The organism is Candidatus Dormiibacterota bacterium (genome assembly GCA_035544955.1).
GTDB lineage: Bacteria > Chloroflexota > Dormibacteria > CF-121 > CF-121 > CF-13.
The window spans coordinates 135,874-156,088 of sequence record DASZZN010000005.1 but is presented as its reverse complement, the minus strand read 5'-3'; the positions used below and the strand labels follow the sequence as shown (position 1 = coordinate 156,088).

The 20,215-nt window shown below is 64.4% G+C and carries 16 protein-coding genes; 6 read left to right on the top strand and 10 right to left on the bottom strand.

Annotated features, from left to right (window positions below; translation table 11 throughout):
• Positions 1 to 7 precede the first annotated feature (7 nt).
• Together VHK65_01165 and VHK65_01160 are read right to left on the bottom strand one after the other, a co-directional pair.
• Positions 8 to 1,024 (bottom strand): twin-arginine translocation signal domain-containing protein, encoded by a 1,017-nt coding sequence (locus VHK65_01165; GenBank protein ID HVS04763.1) that lies wholly within the window; start codon positions 1,022 to 1,024, stop codon positions 8 to 10.
• A gap of 100 nt (positions 1,025 to 1,124) precedes the next feature.
• The gene (locus VHK65_01160; GenBank protein HVS04762.1) at positions 1,125 to 1,592 is read right to left on the bottom strand and encodes an adenylate/guanylate cyclase domain-containing protein; all 468 of its coding nucleotides are present in this window, start codon (positions 1,590 to 1,592) and stop codon (positions 1,125 to 1,127) included.
• A 291-nt stretch (positions 1,593 to 1,883) separates the two neighbouring features.
• On the opposite strand from VHK65_01160, the gene VHK65_01155 reads away from it, so the two are divergent.
• Together VHK65_01155 and VHK65_01150 are read left to right on the top strand one after the other, a co-directional pair.
• On the top strand, positions 1,884 to 2,294 hold the full coding sequence (locus tag VHK65_01155; GenBank protein ID HVS04761.1) for a cyclic nucleotide-binding domain-containing protein: 411 nt from the start codon (positions 1,884 to 1,886) through the stop codon (positions 2,292 to 2,294).
• 32 nt (positions 2,295 to 2,326) lie between these two features.
• On the top strand, positions 2,327 to 2,956 hold the full coding sequence (locus tag VHK65_01150) for a histidine phosphatase family protein (protein HVS04760.1): 630 nt from the start codon (positions 2,327 to 2,329) through the stop codon (positions 2,954 to 2,956).
• Between the two features lie 1,064 nt (positions 2,957 to 4,020).
• Here VHK65_01150 and VHK65_01145 read toward each other — a convergent pair.
• Together VHK65_01145 and VHK65_01140 are read right to left on the bottom strand one after the other, a co-directional pair.
• Complete coding sequence (locus VHK65_01145) at positions 4,021 to 5,988, bottom strand: ABC transporter ATP-binding protein (GenBank protein ID HVS04759.1); 1,968 nt, start codon at positions 5,986 to 5,988, stop codon at positions 4,021 to 4,023.
• Positions 5,988 to 7,727 carry an ABC transporter ATP-binding protein gene (locus VHK65_01140; protein ID HVS04758.1) on the bottom strand — a complete coding sequence of 580 codons (1,740 nt, stop codon included), beginning with the start codon at positions 7,725 to 7,727 and terminating at the stop codon, positions 5,988 to 5,990. Before VHK65_01140 ends, VHK65_01145 begins: the two co-directional genes overlap by 1 nt.
• A gap of 105 nt (positions 7,728 to 7,832) precedes the next feature.
• Here VHK65_01140 and VHK65_01135 point away from each other — a divergent pair, with 105 nt between their 5' ends.
• Together VHK65_01135 and VHK65_01130 are read left to right on the top strand one after the other, a co-directional pair.
• A complete protein-coding gene (locus tag VHK65_01135) occupies positions 7,833 to 8,192 on the top strand; it encodes a hypothetical protein (protein ID HVS04757.1) in 360 nt (119 codons plus the stop codon).
• A 72-nt stretch (positions 8,193 to 8,264) separates the two neighbouring features.
• Positions 8,265 to 9,158, top strand: a complete 894-nt coding sequence (locus VHK65_01130) for a TIGR03621 family F420-dependent LLM class oxidoreductase (protein ID HVS04756.1) — start codon at positions 8,265 to 8,267, stop codon at positions 9,156 to 9,158.
• Between the two features lie 59 nt (positions 9,159 to 9,217).
• On the opposite strand, the gene clpX is transcribed toward VHK65_01130, so the two are convergent.
• From clpX to ilvA, 5 genes are all read right to left on the bottom strand, one after another.
• Positions 9,218 to 10,486 (bottom strand): ATP-dependent Clp protease ATP-binding subunit ClpX, encoded by a 1,269-nt coding sequence (gene clpX, locus VHK65_01125; protein ID HVS04755.1) that lies wholly within the window; start codon positions 10,484 to 10,486, stop codon positions 9,218 to 9,220.
• 8 nt (positions 10,487 to 10,494) lie between these two features.
• Complete coding sequence (locus VHK65_01120) at positions 10,495 to 13,029, bottom strand: ATP-dependent Clp protease ATP-binding subunit (GenBank protein HVS04754.1); 2,535 nt, start codon at positions 13,027 to 13,029, stop codon at positions 10,495 to 10,497.
• Positions 13,030 to 13,334: 305 nt separating this feature from the next.
• The gene (locus VHK65_01115) at positions 13,335 to 13,718 is read right to left on the bottom strand and encodes a hypothetical protein (protein HVS04753.1); all 384 of its coding nucleotides are present in this window, start codon (positions 13,716 to 13,718) and stop codon (positions 13,335 to 13,337) included.
• A gap of 226 nt (positions 13,719 to 13,944) precedes the next feature.
• On the bottom strand, positions 13,945 to 14,991 hold the full coding sequence (locus VHK65_01110; protein ID HVS04752.1) for a sodium:calcium antiporter: 1,047 nt from the start codon (positions 14,989 to 14,991) through the stop codon (positions 13,945 to 13,947).
• A 1,629-nt stretch (positions 14,992 to 16,620) separates the two neighbouring features.
• On the bottom strand, positions 16,621 to 17,862 hold the full coding sequence (ilvA, locus tag VHK65_01105) for a threonine ammonia-lyase IlvA (GenBank protein ID HVS04751.1): 1,242 nt from the start codon (positions 17,860 to 17,862) through the stop codon (positions 16,621 to 16,623).
• A 26-nt stretch (positions 17,863 to 17,888) separates the two neighbouring features.
• On the opposite strand from ilvA, the gene VHK65_01100 reads away from it, so the two are divergent.
• Complete coding sequence (locus tag VHK65_01100; protein ID HVS04750.1) at positions 17,889 to 18,701, top strand: hydrolase; 813 nt, start codon at positions 17,889 to 17,891, stop codon at positions 18,699 to 18,701.
• A gap of 254 nt (positions 18,702 to 18,955) precedes the next feature.
• Positions 18,956 to 19,123, top strand: a complete 168-nt coding sequence (locus tag VHK65_01095) for a hypothetical protein (protein ID HVS04749.1) — start codon at positions 18,956 to 18,958, stop codon at positions 19,121 to 19,123.
• A 51-nt stretch (positions 19,124 to 19,174) separates the two neighbouring features.
• On the opposite strand, the gene VHK65_01090 is transcribed toward VHK65_01095, so the two are convergent.
• The gene (locus tag VHK65_01090) at positions 19,175 to 20,182 is read right to left on the bottom strand and encodes a winged helix DNA-binding domain-containing protein (protein HVS04748.1); all 1,008 of its coding nucleotides are present in this window, start codon (positions 20,180 to 20,182) and stop codon (positions 19,175 to 19,177) included.
• Positions 20,183 to 20,215: the final 33 nt, after the last annotated feature.

Sequence of the window (20,215 nt, the reverse complement as noted above, 5' to 3'; positions counted from 1 at the left end):
ATCGCCGCTAGAGTCGCTCTCGCGTGCTCATCCACAATTGCCGCTTGCCTGGCTTGTCGCTGGCCGTTCGCTGCGAAAAGAAGTAGAGCGTCGTACCGTCCCATGACAGCGCCGGCCCACCGTCACCCTGCCCGCTGTTCAGGTTGGGGTCGGCCTGAACCGACATCGTCCAGTCTTCTGAAGTGGTGTCTGTGCGAGTGGCCACCCAGATGTTCTCCGTAGGCGTGGCCAGCCCGGCGTGACGGTTGGTCGTCACGAACATCTCGAGCCCGTCGCGCCGGATCGCGGTGCGCGTATCCCGCGACCACGGCGGTCCGTAAGGGGAATTCAGGGTGGGGACGATCTGTCCAGCTCCGAAGCTGCCGTCGTCGGCCTGAAGGCTGAAGTAGACATCCCAATCCTGGCTCGCCTCTCCGAGGCTACCTTTCCCGCTGAATCGGGTGAAGTACAGCCTCGCGACATCGGTTTGACGTTCCTTGAAGTAGGTTGGGCCGGATTCGTTCGCCGTCGTGTTGAGCTGGCCGGGGAGTGGAACTGGCAGTTCCCAGCTGAAGTCATCTTTCCGGTCGTGGCGCCGTGAGACATACAGATCGCCGCCGCCCGGGCCTTCTCCACGATTGCTGTTGAAGTAGATGACGTGACCGTTGGGCTCGAGGTTCGGCACGCCGCTGTTGAAGCCCTGTCGATTGAGGGCATCAACCGCAACCGGCGGTCCCCAGGGTGCCTCGTCGTCCTCTCGTTGCGAGACCATGATCTCGGCCGGGAAGCTCGGCGCGTCACGATCGGTGGTGAAGTAAAGGCTTCGCCCGTCCCTCGAGATGGCGGGATGGTAGTCGCTGTGCGTCGAAGCCAGCTCAGCGATCGGCTGCGGAGGCGACCACGGCCCGAACGCCATTGATTCACCGTCTGATTCCTGTTCAGCCAGAACGCCAAGTGGACCGAGCAGCGCACCGGCTGCGGCCAGGCCGCCGGCAGCCGCCGCTCCCTTCAGAAGATCCCGACGGGTTAGCCTCAGCTGGTTCATGGCAGACTCCTCTTCCCCCGGCATGAAATGGCGTCCGGAGTGCCGCGAGCGTAGAGCTCAAGGGTCCGCCTGTCCCCCGGAGAAGTACCAGTTTTTTGGGCTAGACCCCCACCCTGACCCACCCCCGCAAGCGAAGGAGGGGAAATTCAGACTGCGGCGACCTGGTACACGCGCCACTCGCCAGGGATCCCTTCAGCGGATGCGCTCCGCGGTCCTCGAAGACGATCCCCGAACCGGATACAAGGTCTTTGACCGTGCTCGAGGCGAGGACTTCACCCGGGCCGGCCAACCCGGCGACACGCGAGCCGATGTGCACGGCAAGGCCGCCGATGTTGTCCCCCATGCGCTCGCACTCACCGGTGTAAACGCCCGCTCGGACCTCGAGGCCGGACTCGCGGAGGCGGTCGCGGATGGCGACCGCGCAGCGGACGGCGCGGGCCGGCCCGTCGAAGGTGGCAAGGAACCCGTCACCGGTCGTGCCGATCTCCTGTCCGCGGAAGTGTGTGAGCTCGCGACGCACCGAAGCGTGATGCTGCTCCAGCACGTCACGCCACGCATTGTCGCCGATCGCTGCGGCTCGCTCGGTCGACCCGACGATGTCCGTGAACAGGACGGTGGCGAGGACGCGATCGGGCTCCGGAGCCGGTCGAATGCCGGTGAGAAGGCGTGGCGGCGAACTGCTTCGCGCCCCGATTTCAGCGCGTTATCGAGATTGACCTGGGCCATCTTCCCGCCGCGACGGTGCCAGACATTGTCCCATAGGAGCATGAGCCCCCACCCCGACCCTCCCCCGCGAGCGGGGAGGGAGATACCGCGATTCCCATAGGGGGAGGGGGATTTAGGTGGTATGTTTTCTAACGTGCCGGATCCGAAGGTCGAGCGGCTGACCCGCGTGCCGCTTTTCGCCGGGATCTCGAAACGCGACCTCGAGTTCGTTGCCAGTCGCGTCGATGAGGTCAGTCTCAAGCCGGGTCAGACGCTGATCCGAGAGGGAGAGCCGACCGAGTCCTTCTTCGTCCTGGAAAGCGGCCACGTGCAGGTGACCCGTGCCGGCAAGCCGGCGGCCCGGCTTGGCCCCGGTGACTTCTTCGGCGAGATCGGCATGCTCGACCGGGGACGGGCGACCGCGACCGTGGTGACCGACGGTCCCGTCGAGGCCATGGTGCTGAGCCATAGCCAGTTCGCCGATGCGATCAAAGGCAATTCCACGCTGGCGCTCCAGGTGATCGCGGCGATGGCGAAGCGACTTCGCACCAACGAGAGCACCTGAACCAGGATTCGCTCCCCCTTCCGTTCGAACCGGTGAGCGCGCCAACCACCCAGGTGTTGCTGATGCGGCACGCCGACGTGGAAAATCCGCAGGGGGTCATTTATGGGCACCTTCCGGGCTTTGGTCTCAGCCAGCTCGGCCGGGCGCAGGCGGCCGCGGTCGGGCAGTCGCTGCGAGATAGTGGCGTGCGACGAATCGTCCACAGTCCGCTCGACCGCGCCCGCGAAACCGCCGAGATCGTCAACGCGCAGCTGCCGGCTCCCGTGCCGCTGATCCCCGAGCCCGCCCTGCGCGAGGCCGAGTTCGGCCGCTACTTGCAGGGCGTGCCGCGCTGGCAGATTCCGATTCGACGGCCGCGTTTCTTCGTGCACAAGCTCCGGCGCGGAAGCCAGGCTGGTGACGAATCGATCGAGACGCTGGGCCGGCGGGTATTGGATGTTGCCAACCGAGTCGCCCACGAGCACCCGGACGAGGTGTCGCTCCTGATCAGTCATGCCGACCCGTTGCAGGCCGCCTGGATCCTGCTGGACGGCCGGCCCCAGACCGAGCGCGAGATGTATCACAAGCAGGTCGGCAAGGCGGCGATCCTCGAGGTTGACTTCGAGGGCGACCGTGTCGTGTGGACACGCTACATTCCGGCGCCGAAGGTAACCGCGGTATAGCCCTCCCCCCCGCGCCCAGTCCGACGAGTTAGTTGCCGGCCCTCATCATCGGAACTGACTACTCGCACAAGTGGACTTCGATCTCAGCCCCCCGTCCAGTTCCCGCAACGAGTCGACTCAAACCCTTGGTCTGTTGCCGCGATGGTCACGACCGCCGGGTTATCGGTGTTGTCATTGGCGAGAACGTCATCGGTTGTATGGCCGAATCCTTTGAGCCGCGCCCAGTAGCAACCGGACTGTCCTGTGCTTCGGTAGGTCCCCGGCTGGATGTCAGTCCCCACGATGTAATCTCCATCGCCGAACGTTGTGCGCGTTTTCGTGATAGCCGACAAATCGCTTGTCCACGTCGCACAGTTATTGGACTGGAAGCCCTGATCCGTCGCGGCAATTGTCACGACTGACGGGGCATCGGTGTTGTCGTTGGCGAGAATGTCGTCGATCGATCCACCAAAGCCTTTGAGGCGCGCAAAGTAGCAGCCCGATGAGCCGGTTCTTGTCCGATACGTTCCAGGCTGAATGTCCTTCCCGACCCTTTCTGTCCCGTCGTGAAATGTGGCGAATTTTGGCTTGGGCGGAGGAGTGGCAGTCGCCTTAGTGGTAGTGGCGGCGCTTGCGCCGTTAGTCGCCGCTGGGGTTGACGCTGCCGTGTTACCGGTGGCTGAGCAACTGTCCGCCATGAGTCCGAGGCTTATTAAGCCGACGACTAAAGGTATCCAGGTTTTCAACGCCCCCGACCCCCTGTAGTTAGCTCTGGCCTATTTTACCCCTCCCGATTGCACCAGCGGTTAAGTCTCTCGGGGGGACCGCGCCCACACACAGCCGGAAGCAGCAGGCGCGAACGTCGGTTTCTACGCGGTTGGTGACCCTCAAGGCGGGAGCCGGGGAGGAATCCGCCCTCCGCGAAGCTGAGTTCGGCCGCTACTTCTTGGGTATGCCTCGCCCGCAGATTCCGTTCGACGCCGGCCCTTTTTCGTGGATAAGCGGAAGCGCGGAAGCCAAGCCGTTTCGGTCTAGCGGCCCCCACCCCGATCCTCCCCCAAAGGTGGAGGGAGAATCCAGGAGTCCTAGCTGGCCTGGGCGAGCGCGTCCGTGAACTGGCTGTTGTACAGCGTGTAGTAGAAGCCGCCGCGGCGGAGCAGCTCCGCATGGCTGCCCATTTCGACGATTCTGCCCTGATCCATCACGACGATGCTGTCGGCGTTGCGGATCGTCGACAGCCGGTGCGCGATCACGAAGCCCGTCCTTCCTTGCCGGAGGCGCGCCATCGCCTGCTGGATCAGCACCTCGGTGCGCGTGTCAACGCTGCTCGTCGCCTCGTCGAGGATGAGGACGGTCGGATCGGCAAGGAAGGCGCGCGCGATCGTGAGCAGCTGTTTCTGCCCGGCGGAGATGTTGGAGGCATCATCGGTCAGCACGGTGTCGTACCCGTCGGGCAGCGTCCGGACGAATTGGTCCACGTAGGCGGCCTGCGCGGCGGCCACGATCTCCTCGTTGCTCGCCCCGATCTTCCCGTAGCCGATGTTGTCGCGGATCGTGCCGGTGAAGAGCCACGTATCCTGCAGCACCATGCCGAACACGCGGCGAACGTCATCGCGTCGGAGGTCGCGCGTGTTGATGCCATCGAGGCAGATCCGCCCCTCGTCGATGTCGTAGAAGCGCATCAGCAGGTTGACAATGGTCGTCTTGCCCGCGCCGGTCGGCCCGACGATCGCAATCGTCTGGCCCGGCCGGACTTCGAGATTGAAGTCGGTGATCAAGGGCTTCTCCGGCTCGTAGCGGAATGAAACGTGCTCCATGGTCACCGCGCCCCCTCCCTGACCCTCCCCTGCGAGCGAGTGAGGCGAAACGACTGCGTCGGGCGTCTCTTCCTCTTCTCCGAGAAACTCGAAAATGCGCTCGGCCGACGCCAGCCCAGACTGCAGCAGGTTCAACTGGCCGGCGAGCTGGCTGATCGGCATCGTGAACTGGCGCGAGTACTGGATGAAGGCCTGGACGTCGCCCAGCGTGATCGAGCCGGTTGCGACCCGGTAGCCGCCGACGGCGGCGATGACGACGTAGTTGAGATTGCCCAGGAACCCCATCGCCGGCATGATGATGCCCGAGAGGAACCCCGCCATGAAGCCGGCCTCGTAGAGCGCCTGGTTCTGCTGATCGAATTCCTCGATCGCCTTCTGGCGGCGGCCGAAGACCTGCACCAGCGCGTGTCCGGTGTGGACCTGCTCGACCTGGCCGTTGAGCATGCCGGTACGCGCCCACTGCGCGGCGAAATGCTTCTGCGATCGGCGGGCGACCAGCAGGGTGACGACGATCGAGACTGGGACAGTGACCAGGGCCACCGCCGCGAGCAAGGGGCTGATCCAGACCATCACCGCCAGGACCCCGACGATGGTCAACGTCGAGGTGAGGAACTGGCTCATGCCCTGCTGCAAGGTGGTCGTGATGTTGTCGATGTCGTTGGTGACGCGGCTGAGCATGTCGCCGTGGGCGTGGCTATCGAAGTATTTCAGCGGGAGGCGAGCGAGCTTGGCGTCGGCGTCCCGGCGCAACCCGTAGACGGTGCGCTGCGCCACGCCGGCCATGATGTAGGAGAGCATCCAGGTCAGGGCGGCGGCCAGCAGGTAGATCAGTGCGGCCAGGGCGAGGATCTGACCGAGCTGCGTGAAGTCGATCCCACGGCCGGGCACGACGTTCGCCCCCGACACGAGGTCGGCGATCTGGCCATGGCCCTGCGCCCGAAGGCCCGCGACCGCTTGCTGCTTGGTGATCCCGGCGGGCAGGCTCTTGCCGATGACGCCGTCGAAGATGACATTCGTCGCGTTGCCGATGATCTTCGGGCCGATGACGCTGCCGGCGACGCTGCCCAGTGCCAGGACGGCGGCGACGATGATCCGCATCCGCTCCGGTTGAAGCCGCGCGAGCAATTGTCGCAGTGTCTTGCCGAGGTCCTTCGTCTTCTGCGGCGGCATCATGCCGCCGAAGCCGCCGCCGAAACCGGGCCGCGCCGGCGGTCGCCCGCCCGCGCCGCGCGCCATCATGCGACCGCCTCCTCGCCCAGCTGCGAGGCGACGATCTCGCGGTAGGCCTCGGTGCTGGACAGCAGCTCTTGATGGGTTCCGATGCCGACGATCCGCCCGGCGTCGAGGACGATGATCTGGTCGGCCGAGAGAATGGTGCTGACCCGCTGCGCCACGATCACCACCGCGGCGTCACGCGCCTCCGGCTTGAGGGCGGAGCGCAATCGGGCATCGGTCCCGGCATCGAGTGCCGAGAAGCAATCGTCAAACAGGTAGAGGGTTGGTCGCCTGACGAGCGCCCTGGCGATCGCCAGGCGCTGACGCTGGCCTCCCGAAAGGTTGGTCCCACCCTGGTCCACCGGTGCCTCGAGCGTTTCCGGCATCGCGGCCACGAAGTCGCGGGCCTGCGCGACCTCGAGCGCGTGCCAGAGTTCGGCCTCGGTGGCGTCGTCCTTGCCGAATCGCAGGTTCTGCGCGATCGTGCCCTTGAAAAGGTAGGCCTGCTGAGGGACGAGCCCGATCGAGCTCCACAGGGTTTCGAGCGGCTGCTGGCGTACGTCGACATCGTTGACGTAGACCGCGCCGTCCGTGGTGTCGAAGAATCGGGGAATCAAATTCAAGAGGGTCGTCTTGCCGGAGCCCGTGCCGCCGATGATCGCCGTCGTGGCACCTGGTCGCAGCTCGAACGAGAGGCCGTGCAGCACCGGCTTCTCGCCGCCCGGATAGCCGAACGTGACGTCGCGGAATTCGACCGCGCCGGTTATGGCCGTGGGCTCAACCGGCTGCTCGGGATCGGTGATCGCGGGTTGGGTGTTGAGGACCGCCTCGAGTCGCGCCGCGCTGGCGGCCGCACGCGGGATGAAGATGATCATCATGACGGCCATCATCACGGCGAACATGATCTGCAGGATGTAGGCGAGAAACGCGATCAAGTTGCCGACCGGCATCTGGCCGCTGTCGATCAGATGACCGCCGAACCAGACGACGGCGACGCTCGAGAGGTTCATGATGGCCAGCAATGCCGGCAGCGCCAGGGCGAAGATCCGGTTGACGCGCAGGGCGGTCGTGGTGAGGTCGACGTTGGCCGCCTTGAAGCGGTCGCGCTCGTAGGGGATTCGGTTGAAGGCGCGGATGACACGAACGCCCGTGATCTGCTCGCGAAGGACTTCGGTGATGCGGTCGATCTTCCGCTGCATCGATTGGAAGAGCGGAATCGCGAAATACATCAGGACCGCGAAGACCGCGATCATCAGCGGAAGAATCACGATCAGGATGGCCGACAGCGTGACGTTCTCACGGACCGCCAGGATGATGCCGCCGACCAGGATGATGGGCGCCGTCACCAGCATGGTGAGCGCCATCTGGACGAAGAGTTGCACCTGCTGGACGTCATTGGTGTTTCGCGTGATCAGCGACGGCGTGCCGAAGCGGTTCATCTCCGTGGCGGAGAACTGCTGGACGCGCTCGAAGACCGCCCGCCGGACGTCACGGCCGAAACCCATCGCCGCCCGGGACGCAAAGTAGACCGCGACGATGGCGAGGATGCCGACGACGACCGCCAGCGCGAGCATGATGGCGCCTATCCGCCAGATATAGCCCAGGTCCCCCTTCGTGACGCCGTTGTTGATGATGTCGGCGCTGAGGTTGGGCAAATAGAGGTTGGTGATGGCCTGGATGAGCAGCAGGCCGACGACCAGGGTAACGGGGCGGGCATAGGGGCGAAGGTACGTGGCGAGCACGCGAAGGAGGCTGGGCATGTCGCCTGATGATATCCCGACCTTTTATCGAGCGCTCGTCGCCGATTCACAAGTCGTTCACAAGTGGTGGGCATGATGAACCTCAGAAACAAAGGAGGCTCATACATGAATCGACGGTTCGGTTTTCTATGGATCTGGGGGCTCGGGACGGCGGCCATCGCGGCGATCGTTGGGGCGATCGCCTATCACGCCGGCCAGACAGCCACGGTGGTTACCACAGCGCCGGGCGGCAGTGAGGTCATCTACCGCGGCTATGACGGCTTCGGCTTCTTCCCCTTCTTCGGCCTGTTCTGGCTGCTGCTGATCGGGTTCTTTTTCTTCCGACTCTTCATGTGGCGCTCGTGGGGACGCGGTCCCTGGGGTTACGGTGGGAAGCATTACCACGATCACACCCACGACCCGGCGCCAACGACGCCACAGACGACGCCCCCAGCGACCAAGCCGCAGGATCCGACGATTGCCTGAGGGTATTTCAACCCCCACCCCGGCCCTCCCCCGCGACCGGGGGAGGGTAACTTAGGGTTGGGGTCGTTGGCTGTGCGTCCGTTCCGGTTTGGCGTGGTCGCGGCGATGGCGCGCTCGGGCGAGGAGTGGGCCGTGAAGGCCCGCCGCATCGAGTCGATGGGATACGCGACCCTGCTGATGCCGGATGGGTTGCGGTACACTCTTGCTCCCCTACCGGCGTTGACCGCAGCCGCGGTGGCGACCCGCACGCTGCGGGTGGGAACCTACGTGATCGCGAACGACTATCGGAACCCGGTCTTCCTGGCGAAAGAGGCGGCGACCGTCGATGTGCTTTCGGGCGGCCGCTTCGAGCTGGGTATCGGCGTTGGCCGGCCCGACGCCGCCGAGGACAACCGCATGCTCGGCATCCCCTTCGATTCGGGCGCGGTGCGTGTTGCGCGGCTCGCGGAATCGCTCGCGCTGCTCAAGGCGTTGCTGTCGGGACAGACGGCGACGGCGACCGGGCCACACTACGCGGGGGCTGATGCGCAGATCTCACCCCGGCCCGTGCAGCAGCCAAGGCCTCCTATCCTGGTCGCCGCCAGCAAGCGGCGGCTCCTCGAGCTGGCTGCCCGCGAGGCCGACATCATCGCGCTCGGCATCGCGCCAACCGAGACCGAGGCCGGAGTCGCCGAACGGATTGCATGGATCCGCGAGGCCGCCGGCTCACGGTTCGATCAGCTGGAGCTCAATCTGAATCTGATGGCCGTTGGCGCACAGGTGCCGCGCTGGATTTCGAGCCAGATGGGCCTGACGGCTGAGAGCCTGGCGCGCGCCGGCGCTATCGCGGCGCTGACGGGCACGACCGACGAGATGGTCGAGGGGCTGCAGCGACGCCGCGAGAAGCTCGGTATCTCGTATATCGCCGTCAGCGATGAGCTGATGGAGGGGCTGGCGCCAGTCGTGGAGCGACTTGCGGGTCGCTGATCGCCGTCAGTCTCAGGCGGGATTGCCCGTCACGGCCGGCAGGTGACCAAGTATCACTGCTATGCAGTTTGCTCCGGGACGATCGGCTCGAGCTGTTCTTCCGCGTACATCTCGGGCTCGGTGCCGTAAAGCACGGACTTCTCGGTGATGACGCATCGCTTGACCTCCGGGCGTGACGGAACTTCGAACATTGAGTTCAAGAGAATGTCCTCGATGATGCTTTTCAGGCCCCGGGCACCAGTCCCGCGCTGCAGCGCCTTGCGGGCGATCGCCGTCAGCGCAGCCGGCTCGAACACCAGCTGGACATCGTCCAGGGCAAAGAATTTCTGATACTGCTTGACGAACGCATTCTTCGGTTCGGTCAGGATGCGAATAATGTCGGCCTCATCCAGGTAGTCGACGGTGACCGTGATCGGAAGACGGCCGACAAACTCTGGGATCAAGCCGTACTTCATCAGGTCCATGGGCTGCAGTTGCGCGAGGATCTTGGTGCTCTCCTTGTCGCGATTCCCATGCATTTCCGCGCCGAAGCCGATCTGCTTCTGGCCGATGCGGTGCTCGATCAGCCGCTCCACGCCGTCGAAGGCGCCGCCGCAGATGAAGAGGATGTTGGTGGTGTTGACCTGGATGAAGTCCTGGTGCGGGTGCTTGCGGCCACCCTGCGGAGGGACATTCGCAATGGTGCCCTCGAGGATCTTGAGCAGCGCTTGCTGAACCCCTTCCCCGGACACGTCGCGGGTGAGTGAGGGGTTGTCCGACTTGCGGGCGATCTTGTCGATCTCGTCGATGTAGATGATGCCGCGCTCGGCGCGGGCGATGTCGAAGTCCGCCACCTGGAGCAGGCGGAGCAGGATGTTCTCGACGTCCTCACCAACGTAGCCGGCCTCGGTCAGTGACGTAGCATCGGCGATCGAGAACGGCACGTCGATCATCTTGGCGAGGGTCTGTGCCAGGAGTGTCTTGCCACACCCGGTCGGCCCGACGAGCAGGACGTTCGACTTCTGCAACTCGACGTCGCCGGCCATCTTGCCATGGGCGATGCGCTTGTAGTGGTTGTAGACCGCGACGGATAGGACACGTTTGGCGTTGTCCTGGCCGACCACATACTGGTCAAGGCCGGCACAGATGGTCTTGGGGTTCGGGATGAGGCCACCCTTGGTCCGCTTCTGCGAGGTGGTCTTGTTGTCTTCCTCCAGGACCTCCCGGCAGAGGGGGATGCAGAGGTCACAGATATAGACCCCCGGTCCCGCGACCAACTTTCGGACCTGTGACTGGTCCTTACCGCAGAAGGAACAGCGCGTATGCCGCCGGTTCTCGCGCTCGTTCATTGATCGCCTTAGCTTTCACCAGTGCCCTTGCCGCCAACAGGTTCCTTCGGCGGCTTCTCGGGCTTTTCCGGCTTCTCGGCCTTCGGCTCGCGCGGCGTGATGATCGGCGTCAGCTTGATCTGGCCTTCAGCGATCTCCACGAGGACCGAGTCGCCGGCGCCGAACTTGGTGGTGAGCAGCGTCTCGGACAGTGGGTCTTCGATCAGGCGCTGGATCACGCGGCGCAGCGGGCGGGCGCCGTAGAGCTTGTCGTAGCCTTCCTTGGCCAGGAAATCCTTGGCCTCGCTCGTGACCTCGAGCTTCATCTCGTGCTCCTCGAGGCGCTGCGCCACCTTGATGACCAGCAGATCGACGATCTGCCGCATCTCGGCGGGCGAGAGTGCCTTGAAGACGACCACCGCATCCACCCGGTTCAAGAATTCGGGCCGGAAGGTCTTCTTCAGCTCGTCCATGATCTTCTCGCGCATCTTGCCGTGCTCTTTCTCTTCCTGGCTGGTGCTCGGCATCGCCGGCTGGAAGCCCATCGAGGTCGTCGCCTGCTGCAGGTTCGAGACACCGATGTTCGAAGTCATGATCACGATCGTGTTCGCGAAGTTGACCTGCTTGCCTTTGGCGTCGGCAAGCCGGCCGTCCTCCAGGATCTGGAGCAGCATGTTGAAGACTTCCGGATGCGCCTTTTCGATCTCATCGAACAGGACCACCGAGTAGGGCCGGCGACGGATCGCCTCGGTCAGCTGACCGCCCTCGTCGTAGCCGACGTAGCCGGGCGGCGAGCCGACCAGCCGCGCGGTCGTGTGCCGTTCCATGAACTCCGACATATCGAGGCGGACGATGGCATCCTCGTTGTCGAAGAGGAACCGGGCCAGCTGCCGGGCGAGCTCGGTCTTCCCAACCCCGGTCGGTCCAAGGAAAATGAACGAACCGATCGGACGCCGTGCGTCCTTGAGGCCGGCCCGCGCGCGACGCACTGCCTGGGAGATCAGCTTGACGGCGTCGTCCTGGCCGATCAGCCTGGCGTGGATTTCGTCTTCCATACGGAGCAGGCGGGCGGACTCCTCCTCGACCAGCCGGGAAACGGGCACGCCGGTCCAGGCGCTGACGATCTCGGCGATGTGCTCCTCGTTGACCTCGGGAACCGTCGCGCCGAGCTTGTCGCGCCACTCCAACTCTTCCTTGACGTACTTGTCCTTGAGCTTCTTCTCCTTGTCGCGGAAGGAAGCCGCCGTCTCGTAGTCCTGGTTGACGATCGCGTCTTCCTTCTTGATCTGAAGGTCGCGGATCTCTTTCTGCATGGTCTTCATCTCGGGCGGGGTGGTGGTCAGCTTCATGCGCACGCGCGCTGAAGCCTCGTCCATCAGGTCGATCGCCTTGTCCGGCAACGACCGGTCGGAGACGTAGCGCACCGAGAGCTCGGCCGCGGCCTTGATCGCCTTGTCGGTGACCGTGACCCGGTGGTGCTTCTCGTAAAGGCTCTTCAAGCCGTGCAGGATCGAGATGGTCTCGATCAGCGATGGCTCATCGACGAAGACTGGCTGGAAGCGGCGCTCCAGCGCCGCGTCCTTTTCGATGTACTTGCGGTACTCATTGAGCGTGGTCGCGCCGATGCATTGGATCTCGCCGCGGGCCAGCGCCGGCTTGAGGATGTTGGCGGCGTCGATCGCACCTTCGGCGGCACCGGCGCCGACCAGGGTGTGCAGCTCGTCGATGAACAGCACGACCTCACCGCTCGAACGGATCTCGTCGAGCATCCTCTTGAGGCGCTCCTCGAACTCGCCGCGGTACTTGGTGCCCGCGACCAAAGCGCCCATGTCGAGGGTGAGCACGCGCTTGCCGCGAAGCGACTCGGGGATATTGCCCAGGACGATCTGCTGCGCCAGGCCCTCCGCAATGGCGGTCTTGCCAACGCCGGGCTCCCCGATGAGGGCGGGGTTGTTCTTGGTGCGCCGCGACAGGATCTGGACCACCCGCTCGATCTCGGTCTCGCGGCCAATGACCGGATCCAGGGTGTTCTTGGCGGCCAGGTCCGTCAGGTCACGGCAGAATTGGTCGAGCAGCGGTGTTTTCGAGGGCTTCTTGGCGGTGGTTGCTTCCTCGTTCGGGCCGCTCTCATTGAGCAGGCGATCAATCTCGCCGCGGGTCTTTTCCAGGTTGGCGCCCAGGTCCTCGAGGACATGGGCGGCGATCCCCTCACCTTCCATCAGCAGTCCGAGCAGCAGGTGCTCGGTGCCGATGTAGTTGTTGCCCATCCGGCGGGCTTCCTCGAAGGAGATCTCGATCACCTTCTTCACCCGCGAAGTCGGGACGATCTGCTGGACGATGCTGCGTTCGTTGCGGCCCAGCACCGACTCGATGGTGGCGCGGACCTTGTTGATCTCGACGCCCAGGTTGTTCAGGACCTTGGCGGCCAGCCCCTCGCCTTCCCGCAGCAGTCCCAGAAGCAGGTGCTCGGTGCCGATGTAGGAATGGTGCGAGCGCTCGGCCTCTTCCTGGGCCAACGTCAGGACCTTCTTCGCTCGCTCCGTGAAGCGTTCAAACGGATACATCCAGGGACCCCGGGTGATTAGGCGACGGAGCCGACCATCTCGGTCGTCTTGTCCCGCTGGTTCGGGTCGCTCGTCATTGCAACAATGCGTGCGAACATGAAACTCATCTCCTCTGGTCGATGACGGCTGGGTTCCGCCTGCCGTCTACGAGATGAACCTCGCCGAGCCGCGCCCTGACTAAGGGCAGTCCTTGCTCACGAGGCTAGTTTCAGCAACCTACGGTCGCGGGCCTCAGTCTATCACGCTCAGACGAATCCCAATGCACTGGCCGGCGTCTTGCGCGCCGCGTGGGACTAGCGGCTAGCTTATTTTCGTCGCGGCTGCTTGACTCGCTTTTTCAAATCGGTTTGCGGCGCCGCCGCGGCCCGTTTGCTCAACGATCGCATTTCGGCGGAGAGCTCCGGCTCCCTCTGCCACACCCGATCCACGACGATCCCAAACTCGCTGTCGGTCCTGCTGGCGAAATGATCGAGGGCCACAAACACTAACCTGACGTCGCCACCAAACCACGCCACCACGTCGCCGTCCGCGTCAAGCCACTTCACCGTCCACTCACCGTCACGGCTCTCGTTGATCCGGTACTCTCGGCCTGCCAGGCGATTCAGGATCGGCCCCTGCGCCGACAGCCCGCGCTGCTGCCGATTTCGATGCGCGACACCCCATCGTCCCGTCCAGCTCCGACCGCTCACGGTTCCCTCCATGCAGGTCCAACGGCGGCCAGCTGATCAAGCCTAGGCGACCAAATTGCGGTTGCGCTCACTGGCCGTCTTCCGGCTCGTTCTTCTTGCCGTCGCGGTTCTCTGTGTGAGAGGGGGCCACAAGGTGGGCCACTGAGTCAACGCGTGTATACCCCGATTGGAGAGTTATCAAGCGCTCTGGACGGCGGCAGGGAGGGCTATTCCGCCGCGTTTTTCTTCAGTGAGCTGACTGGCTGACCAGCACCATGCCGGCGATGCCCGCGCCGTAAAGAATCAGGACCAGCAGTGAGTCCGGGCCGAGCCGCAGGTACTGTCGCCTGGGGCGGATCACCAGCCCGGCGACGTAGACCGCCGTCAGCAGGATTCCCAGAACGGCCAGGAAGGCGTCTGTCTTGGCCGCGTTGCCGAGCACCGACTGGCCAGCGAGCAAGGTGGCCGGGAAGAAGAGCACCGGCAGGAAGGCGTTCCCTCCAAAGATGTCGCTGACCGCGAGCTCGAAATCCTCGATGCGTACGGCGGCCAGGCCGGTGGATAGCTCGGGGAGTGCCGTCGCGGCCGCCAGCGCTGTCCCGCCGAAGACCGCGCCGCTGAGGTGGATCTGTGTGGCGATGGCGCTGCCGCTTTCCTCGATGAGGACTCCGGCGACAAGTGTCGCCAGCCCCGCGATGGCAAAGATGCCGAGGGTCACCCCGGTTGGTCGCGGCTTGCCCGCTTTCGCCCGACGCCGGGGGCCGGCGTCCGGCCCGGCACCGCCAGTGACCTTCCAGGGAAGGCTCTTGCTGGCGCGCCAGACGACGTAGAGGCCGCCGGCCCAGAGCAGCACGATCAGTAGCGCGCTGGGGTCAATGCGGCCCACGACCACTCCTTTGGGGAGCAGAATCGCCCCGATCGCCACCGCCAGCACGGCAATCACCAGCGTTCCCTCCAGCACCTGCACCAGGGAAGCGGTGGCATTGGTCAGCGGGCGGCGGGGGACGCCGAACCCGTCGAGCGCCACCAGGACGAGGGTCTGGATGGCGATGCCGCCAAGGATGTTGCCGGTGGCGATGTCGAAGTTGTGCTGGACCGCCGCCGCGCTCACGATCGCGATCTCGGGCAGGTTGGTGGCGAAGGCCAACAGGATCAGCCCGCCCAGCGCTTCCCCGAGCCCGAAGCGCGAGTCAATCTCGTCGGTGGTCCTTGAAAGCTGGATGCCGGCGAACCAGATGACAGCAGCCGAAACGATGAACACGGCTCCGAGGACCGGGAGGGCGACGTGCCCCATCACCCGGACCGCGACGCGTTAGCGTCGCTGGCCGTCACCGCCCAGCCGCTCCGACGTTATTGTCGATTTCCCAAGCCCTCGTTCGTTGCATTTGTAGAGGCAGGGTCCCGCGGGCCGCAAGAGTCCGGGTCCCCGGCCGAGTCAGAAAAAACACACAGAGGCACCACTATTGCGGGGCCTCCCAGTCAGAATGCCAGTCAATTGTTAGACGCGGTCAGCAATGAGGTGGCAATCCGAATACGAAATTTGGAGGCGAGTGCGGGATTCGAACCCGCGGTGGAGGTTTTGAAGCCCGCAGCCTGCAGTTCACCAGAGTTCGCTGAAGTTCATTGCGTATTCGGTGGCGAGCTCTAGCGTTCATTAGAGTTCGCGGACGTTCGCCGGAGTTCGGCGGCGTTGCCGTCAACGTTGCCGTCAAAAGCCCGCTCGCACATCGGAGCGACGGCAGCCCTAAGGCTTGGAGGAGGCTTGGGGGTTCGCGTTGCCATCGCAGCGTTACGTAGGCTGACCGCGCAACGTTCTTACGACAGGAGCAAACGGACATGACCGAGCAAGTCGTTGGGTCCCCAGGACCGGCGCAGAAGCAACCCGATCGCTCACTCGTGCTCGGGCTGGCCACCGCCACTATCGTGTTGTCGCTGCTGCTCAAAGTGGTGACTGGGGGCTGGGGCCTGCTGATATTCGGAATCCCTTACCTCTTTATTTGCGGTATCCATTTCTTGGTGCATTCTCTAAGCGCTCGCAGTCTACTCAAACGCGGTTGGCTTGCTCTCGCGATCATGTCAATATCTGACGTTCTACTTCTCGGCGCCTTTCTCTTGCAGCTTGACGCTGGAGATGGTCCCCAGTGGCTGACGATCACTGCGCTTACGGGAGGGGGCCCTGGCTACGCAGCCGCCGAGCCGCCCGTGTGGTGGGCAGGGTCAATGAGTCTCGCCGTGTTCATACCCGTCCTAATGTCATGGACTCTCATGGTGATCCTTGCACGCCGGGGTGAAAACAGAGCTGTTCGTGTGTCAGCGCTAGTCCTGGCAGCAGGTCTCGGCTGCGTCGTCATCGGTCTGCTAGTCGCAGTGATGACAAGCCATACTCATGCGCAACCGGCATACTAGGCGCGCAAGCAGATCGGCGGTCACTATCTTCCGACCGCTCTGCCCGCGTGATTACTCATAACCGCGCGCACAGCCCGGGCCGCCAGGAAGCAACCTTCCAATGAGCGCTCGCAGGCTCTCTACTCCATCCTCCGGCTCCGGCCCTGGACGCTCTGGGCTTCCGGCATCGCGATGCAACCGTCGAGCTCGAAGCCGACTGGCTGAGCGGACTCCTCCTCCCGGATGCCCCAGCGGGGTTGCCGTCACTGTTGCTGTCCGAAGGCGCGGAATGCGACGTTAACGACGGCTGATTCGTATTTGAAAACTGGAGGCGAGTGCGGGATTCGAACCCGCGGTGGGGGTTTTGCAGACCTCCTCGTGCATTCAAATCGGGGCGGTACGCGTTAGGTAGGCATGCTTCGGCTCCCTTGCGGGAAACCGCATGACGTAAGGAACTCACTCTAGCCTGGGTTTGGGCGTTAGAAGTTGCCGTACACCCTTGCTACCAGGCCCCCTTCTCAACTGGGACTGGCGTGAGTTAGACGAGATATTGGTAGAGGAGCTCTTCGCTGCCAAGCGGGCGGAAGTTCAGCTGGATCTGTTCCATCCGCTTCAGCAAAGGCTCCAGGTCGGCCCTGTCCTTCAGCTCGATGCCGACCAGGGCTGCCCCACGTTCCTTGTTCGTCTTCTTGATGTACTCGAAGCGGACGATGTCGTCTGTGGGACCAAGCGCGTCGTCGACGAACTGGCGCAACTGACCGGGCTTCTGGGCGAACTCGATGATGAAGTAGTGCTTGCGACCCTGGTAGACGAGGCTGCGCTCCAGGATTTCGGGGTACCTTAGGACGTCGTTGTTGCCGCCGCTCAGGACGCAGACAACTGTCTTGCCGCGAATCTCCTCGGTGACGTCGTCGAGCGCCGAAAGGGCGAGCGCTCCAGCCGGCTCGGTGATGATGCCCTCGTTCTGGTAGAGCTCGATCATCGTGGTGCAGACCTTGCCTTCCGGGACGATGACAATCCGGTCGACAAACCGCCGGCAGAGATCGAAGGTGCGCTGGCCGACCTTGCGGACCGCGGCCCCGTCGACGAAGGTGTTGATCTCGTCGAGCGCGACGATCCGTCCTTGCTTCAGGGACTCGTACATGGACGGTGACCCGGCCGGCTCAGCGCCGATCACGGTCACGGCCGGATTCTTTTCCCTTATATAGGATGCGACGCCCGACGCCAGGCCGCCGCCGCCGATCGGGACGATAACGACCCCGAGATCACCGCCAGTGGCATCGAAGATCTCCTTGCCAACTGTGCCCTGGCCGGCGATCGTCTGCAGGTCGTCGAAGGGGTGGACGAAGATCCCTCGCTTCTGGTCGCAGTACTCCTGCGCGGCCGCACTCGACTCGTCGTAGGAGTCGCCCACCAAGCGGATCTCGACGAACTCACCGCCGAAGTGCTCGACCCGCTCGATCTTCTGCGTCGGGGTGATCCTTGGCATGAAGATCGTGGCGCCAATGCCGAGGTGGGCGCAGGCGAAGGCCACGCCCTGGGCATGGTTGCCGGCGCTGGCGCAGACGATGGGGCGCTTGCGATCCTCGGCCGAGAGCGATGCGATCTTGTTGTAGGCGCCGCGGATCTTGAAGGAGCGGACCGCCTGCATGTCCTCGCGTTTGATCAGGATGGTGGCGCCGTACTGTTCGGAGAGCCGGATCGACGGCTGCAGCGGCGTCGTCGACGCGATGCCCTCGAGGCGCTGCTCGGCCTCCTCGACCGCACGAACCATCTCCATGGTCTGGCGATTGTACTGTTAGGCCGGTGGAGGCGTACATCTGCCGCACATGCGGCGTGCAGCAGGCGGAAAGCGAGAATCCGCCGACACACTGCGCGATCTGCGACGACGAGCGGCAATACGTTCCACCCGGTGGGCAGCGCTGGGTTACCCTGACTGGACTCCGCGGCGAGGGCCACCGCATCGAGGTGCGCGACCTAGAACCGGGTCTCACCGGGATCGGCGCCGACCCGCCCGTCGGCATCGGCCAGCGCGCGCTGCTGGTCCAGACGCCGGCCGGCAACTTCCTCTGGGACTGCTTGGGATTCATCGATGACGAGGGCATCGCGGCCGTCCGCGCACGGGGCGGTCTCCACGGCATCGGGATGTCGCACCCGCATTTCTATGGCGTCTGCGTGGAGTGGAGTCGCGCCTTCGGCGCCTCGCCGATCTATATCCCGACCGCGGACCGCCAGTGGGTGATGCGACCCGACCCGGCCGTCAAGAATTGGGAGGGCGCCATCGAGCCACTCCCCGGGCTGACACTCATCCAGTCCGGTGGCCACTTCGAAGGGAGCGCCGTCCTCCATTGGGCGGGCGGAGCCGCCGGCCTCGGTGCCCTGCTGACCGGTGACACGATCACCGTGGTCGCCGACCGCCGGTTCGTCAGCTTCATGCGCAGCTACCCGAACGAGATCCCACTCTCGGCCGTTCATGTTCGGCGCATCGTCGCGGCCGTTGAGCCCTATCGCTTCGACCGGATCTACGGTGGCTGGTGGGACCGGGTCGTCGATCGCGACGCCAAGGCCGCCATCCAGAAGTCGGCCGATCGGTACATCCGCTGGATCCAGGGGTCATAGACCCCCCCTTCCCTGCGGCGATTCACACAGTCGTTACCGATCCGGAAATGGTTCGTGGCCGAGACCTTTGCATCTCAGCGCCAAGCCGTGGCGGAGTTGCGGCAACAGGTGAAATCTCGCTGACGGGGGATCGAAATGCCCCATACGGCCATATAGTCGATGCACTCGGAGACCCCCACCCGACCCTCTCAGACGGAGGGAAAGCCTGAGGGCCCTCGATCGGCGGCGAACTCATTCGGCAGGAGGAAAATCGTATGAGCAAACGCGAGAAGAAGATGGGCGAGCAGGGCGGGCAACCGCAACCAGGTCAGGGATTCCCGCAGAAGCAGGGTGGCCAGCCCGGCCAGCCGTGGCAGAAGCCAGCCGCTCAGCCCGAGCACAAACCGACGACGTGGCCGACGCAGCCCGGACAGGGCCGCTAAAGCTCCGACCTTCGACAAGAACGGCGCCCCATCGCGGTGGGGCGCTGTTTCTTATTTGTGGAAGGCCTCGAGCCGCTTCGCCTCATCGTCGACGTCTCGGCGGGCGGCTTTGGGAAGCGGCTCGAACGGCTTGACCTCGACGCGACCGCCCTCGTAGCGCCAGGTCCCCGCGACGGCACCATCGACCAGGAAGGCGGGCACCGAATGTGGGGTCTTGGTGTTGAAGACGAGCGGCCGGTAACGCTCGGGCAGGATCTGGGTGCGCCGGGCGTGGACCAGCAGCGTCGCATCCCAGGTCGGTAGGAAGCGCACCGGCGCCGGTGTCTGCGGATTGGGTAACGGCGCTCGCTGAAGATCGAGGAGTTCTTTCCCGTTCTCATCGCGGAAGTGTATGAGCGAGAGTCTGTCGATCACTGGCAGCAATCTCGTGTGAGGGATGCCCGCCCAGTCGGCGATCTCACGCACGGACGCCGGGCCGAACGCGCCAAGATAGCGACGAACGACGTGCTCGAGTCCAGCCGCCTCGGTCGGCGTAGCTGGTTGAACCCACTGGTCAGCGAGCCCATAGAGATCCGCCCGGCGCTGGTCCCATGTGCCGGACGGCGGAACGCGAACCATATCGACCCATATCCCGACGCCGGTCCATGTGGCTCGTGGGAAACCGCGCGTCACCAGCAGCTCCTTCAAGTCGCTGGCGCGCTGTGGCCCCGCCGCCAGCGGTTCGCGGATCACGGTAGCAGCGGCAGCGATGTCGACGTCTCCGAGCGCCTTTTGTGTGACCCGGCGCCACCACTCCTGGCGCGGCTGTCTGACTGCGGCAAGGAACAGCCAGTAGTCTCTCGCCGAAACCATGTGAATCGTGCTGCGAAGGAGCGTCCCCTGGATCACGCGACGCTGCTCCAGCGCGGTCGTGAGCGCATCGCGCCGGAAGTCGCGCATGCGCGACCAGAGGCCGACATATCCTGATGGTGCGTACTGGGTCTGCAGCCCGCCAACCCGTTCGAGCGTGGGTACCAATGGCAAGGAAGAGCGCTCGAGCAAGAACTGGCGGGCGAGCAAGGCCCGATTGAGCTCGCGGGGGGTAAGGATGCG

Coding starts and splice junctions, on each gene's coding strand:
- VHK65_01165 (HVS04763.1), bottom strand. CDS start 1,024: ATGAACCAGCTGAGGCTAACCCGTCGGGATCTTCTGAAGGGAGCGGCG.
- VHK65_01145 (HVS04759.1), bottom strand. CDS start 5,988: ATGGCGCGCGGCGCGGGCGGGCGACCGCCGGCGCGGCCCGGTTTCGGC.
- VHK65_01140 (HVS04758.1), bottom strand. CDS start 7,727: ATGCCCAGCCTCCTTCGCGTGCTCGCCACGTACCTTCGCCCCTATGCC.
- VHK65_01135 (HVS04757.1), top strand. CDS start 7,833: ATGAATCGACGGTTCGGTTTTCTATGGATCTGGGGGCTCGGGACGGCG.
- clpX (HVS04755.1), bottom strand. CDS start 10,486: ATGAACGAGCGCGAGAACCGGCGGCATACGCGCTGTTCCTTCTGCGGT.
- VHK65_01120 (HVS04754.1), bottom strand. CDS start 13,029: ATGTATCCGTTTGAACGCTTCACGGAGCGAGCGAAGAAGGTCCTGACG.
- VHK65_01110 (HVS04752.1), bottom strand. CDS start 14,991: ATGGGGCACGTCGCCCTCCCGGTCCTCGGAGCCGTGTTCATCGTTTCG.
- ilvA (HVS04751.1), bottom strand. CDS start 17,862: ATGGAGATGGTTCGTGCGGTCGAGGAGGCCGAGCAGCGCCTCGAGGGC.
- VHK65_01095 (HVS04749.1), top strand. CDS start 18,956: ATGAGCAAACGCGAGAAGAAGATGGGCGAGCAGGGCGGGCAACCGCAA.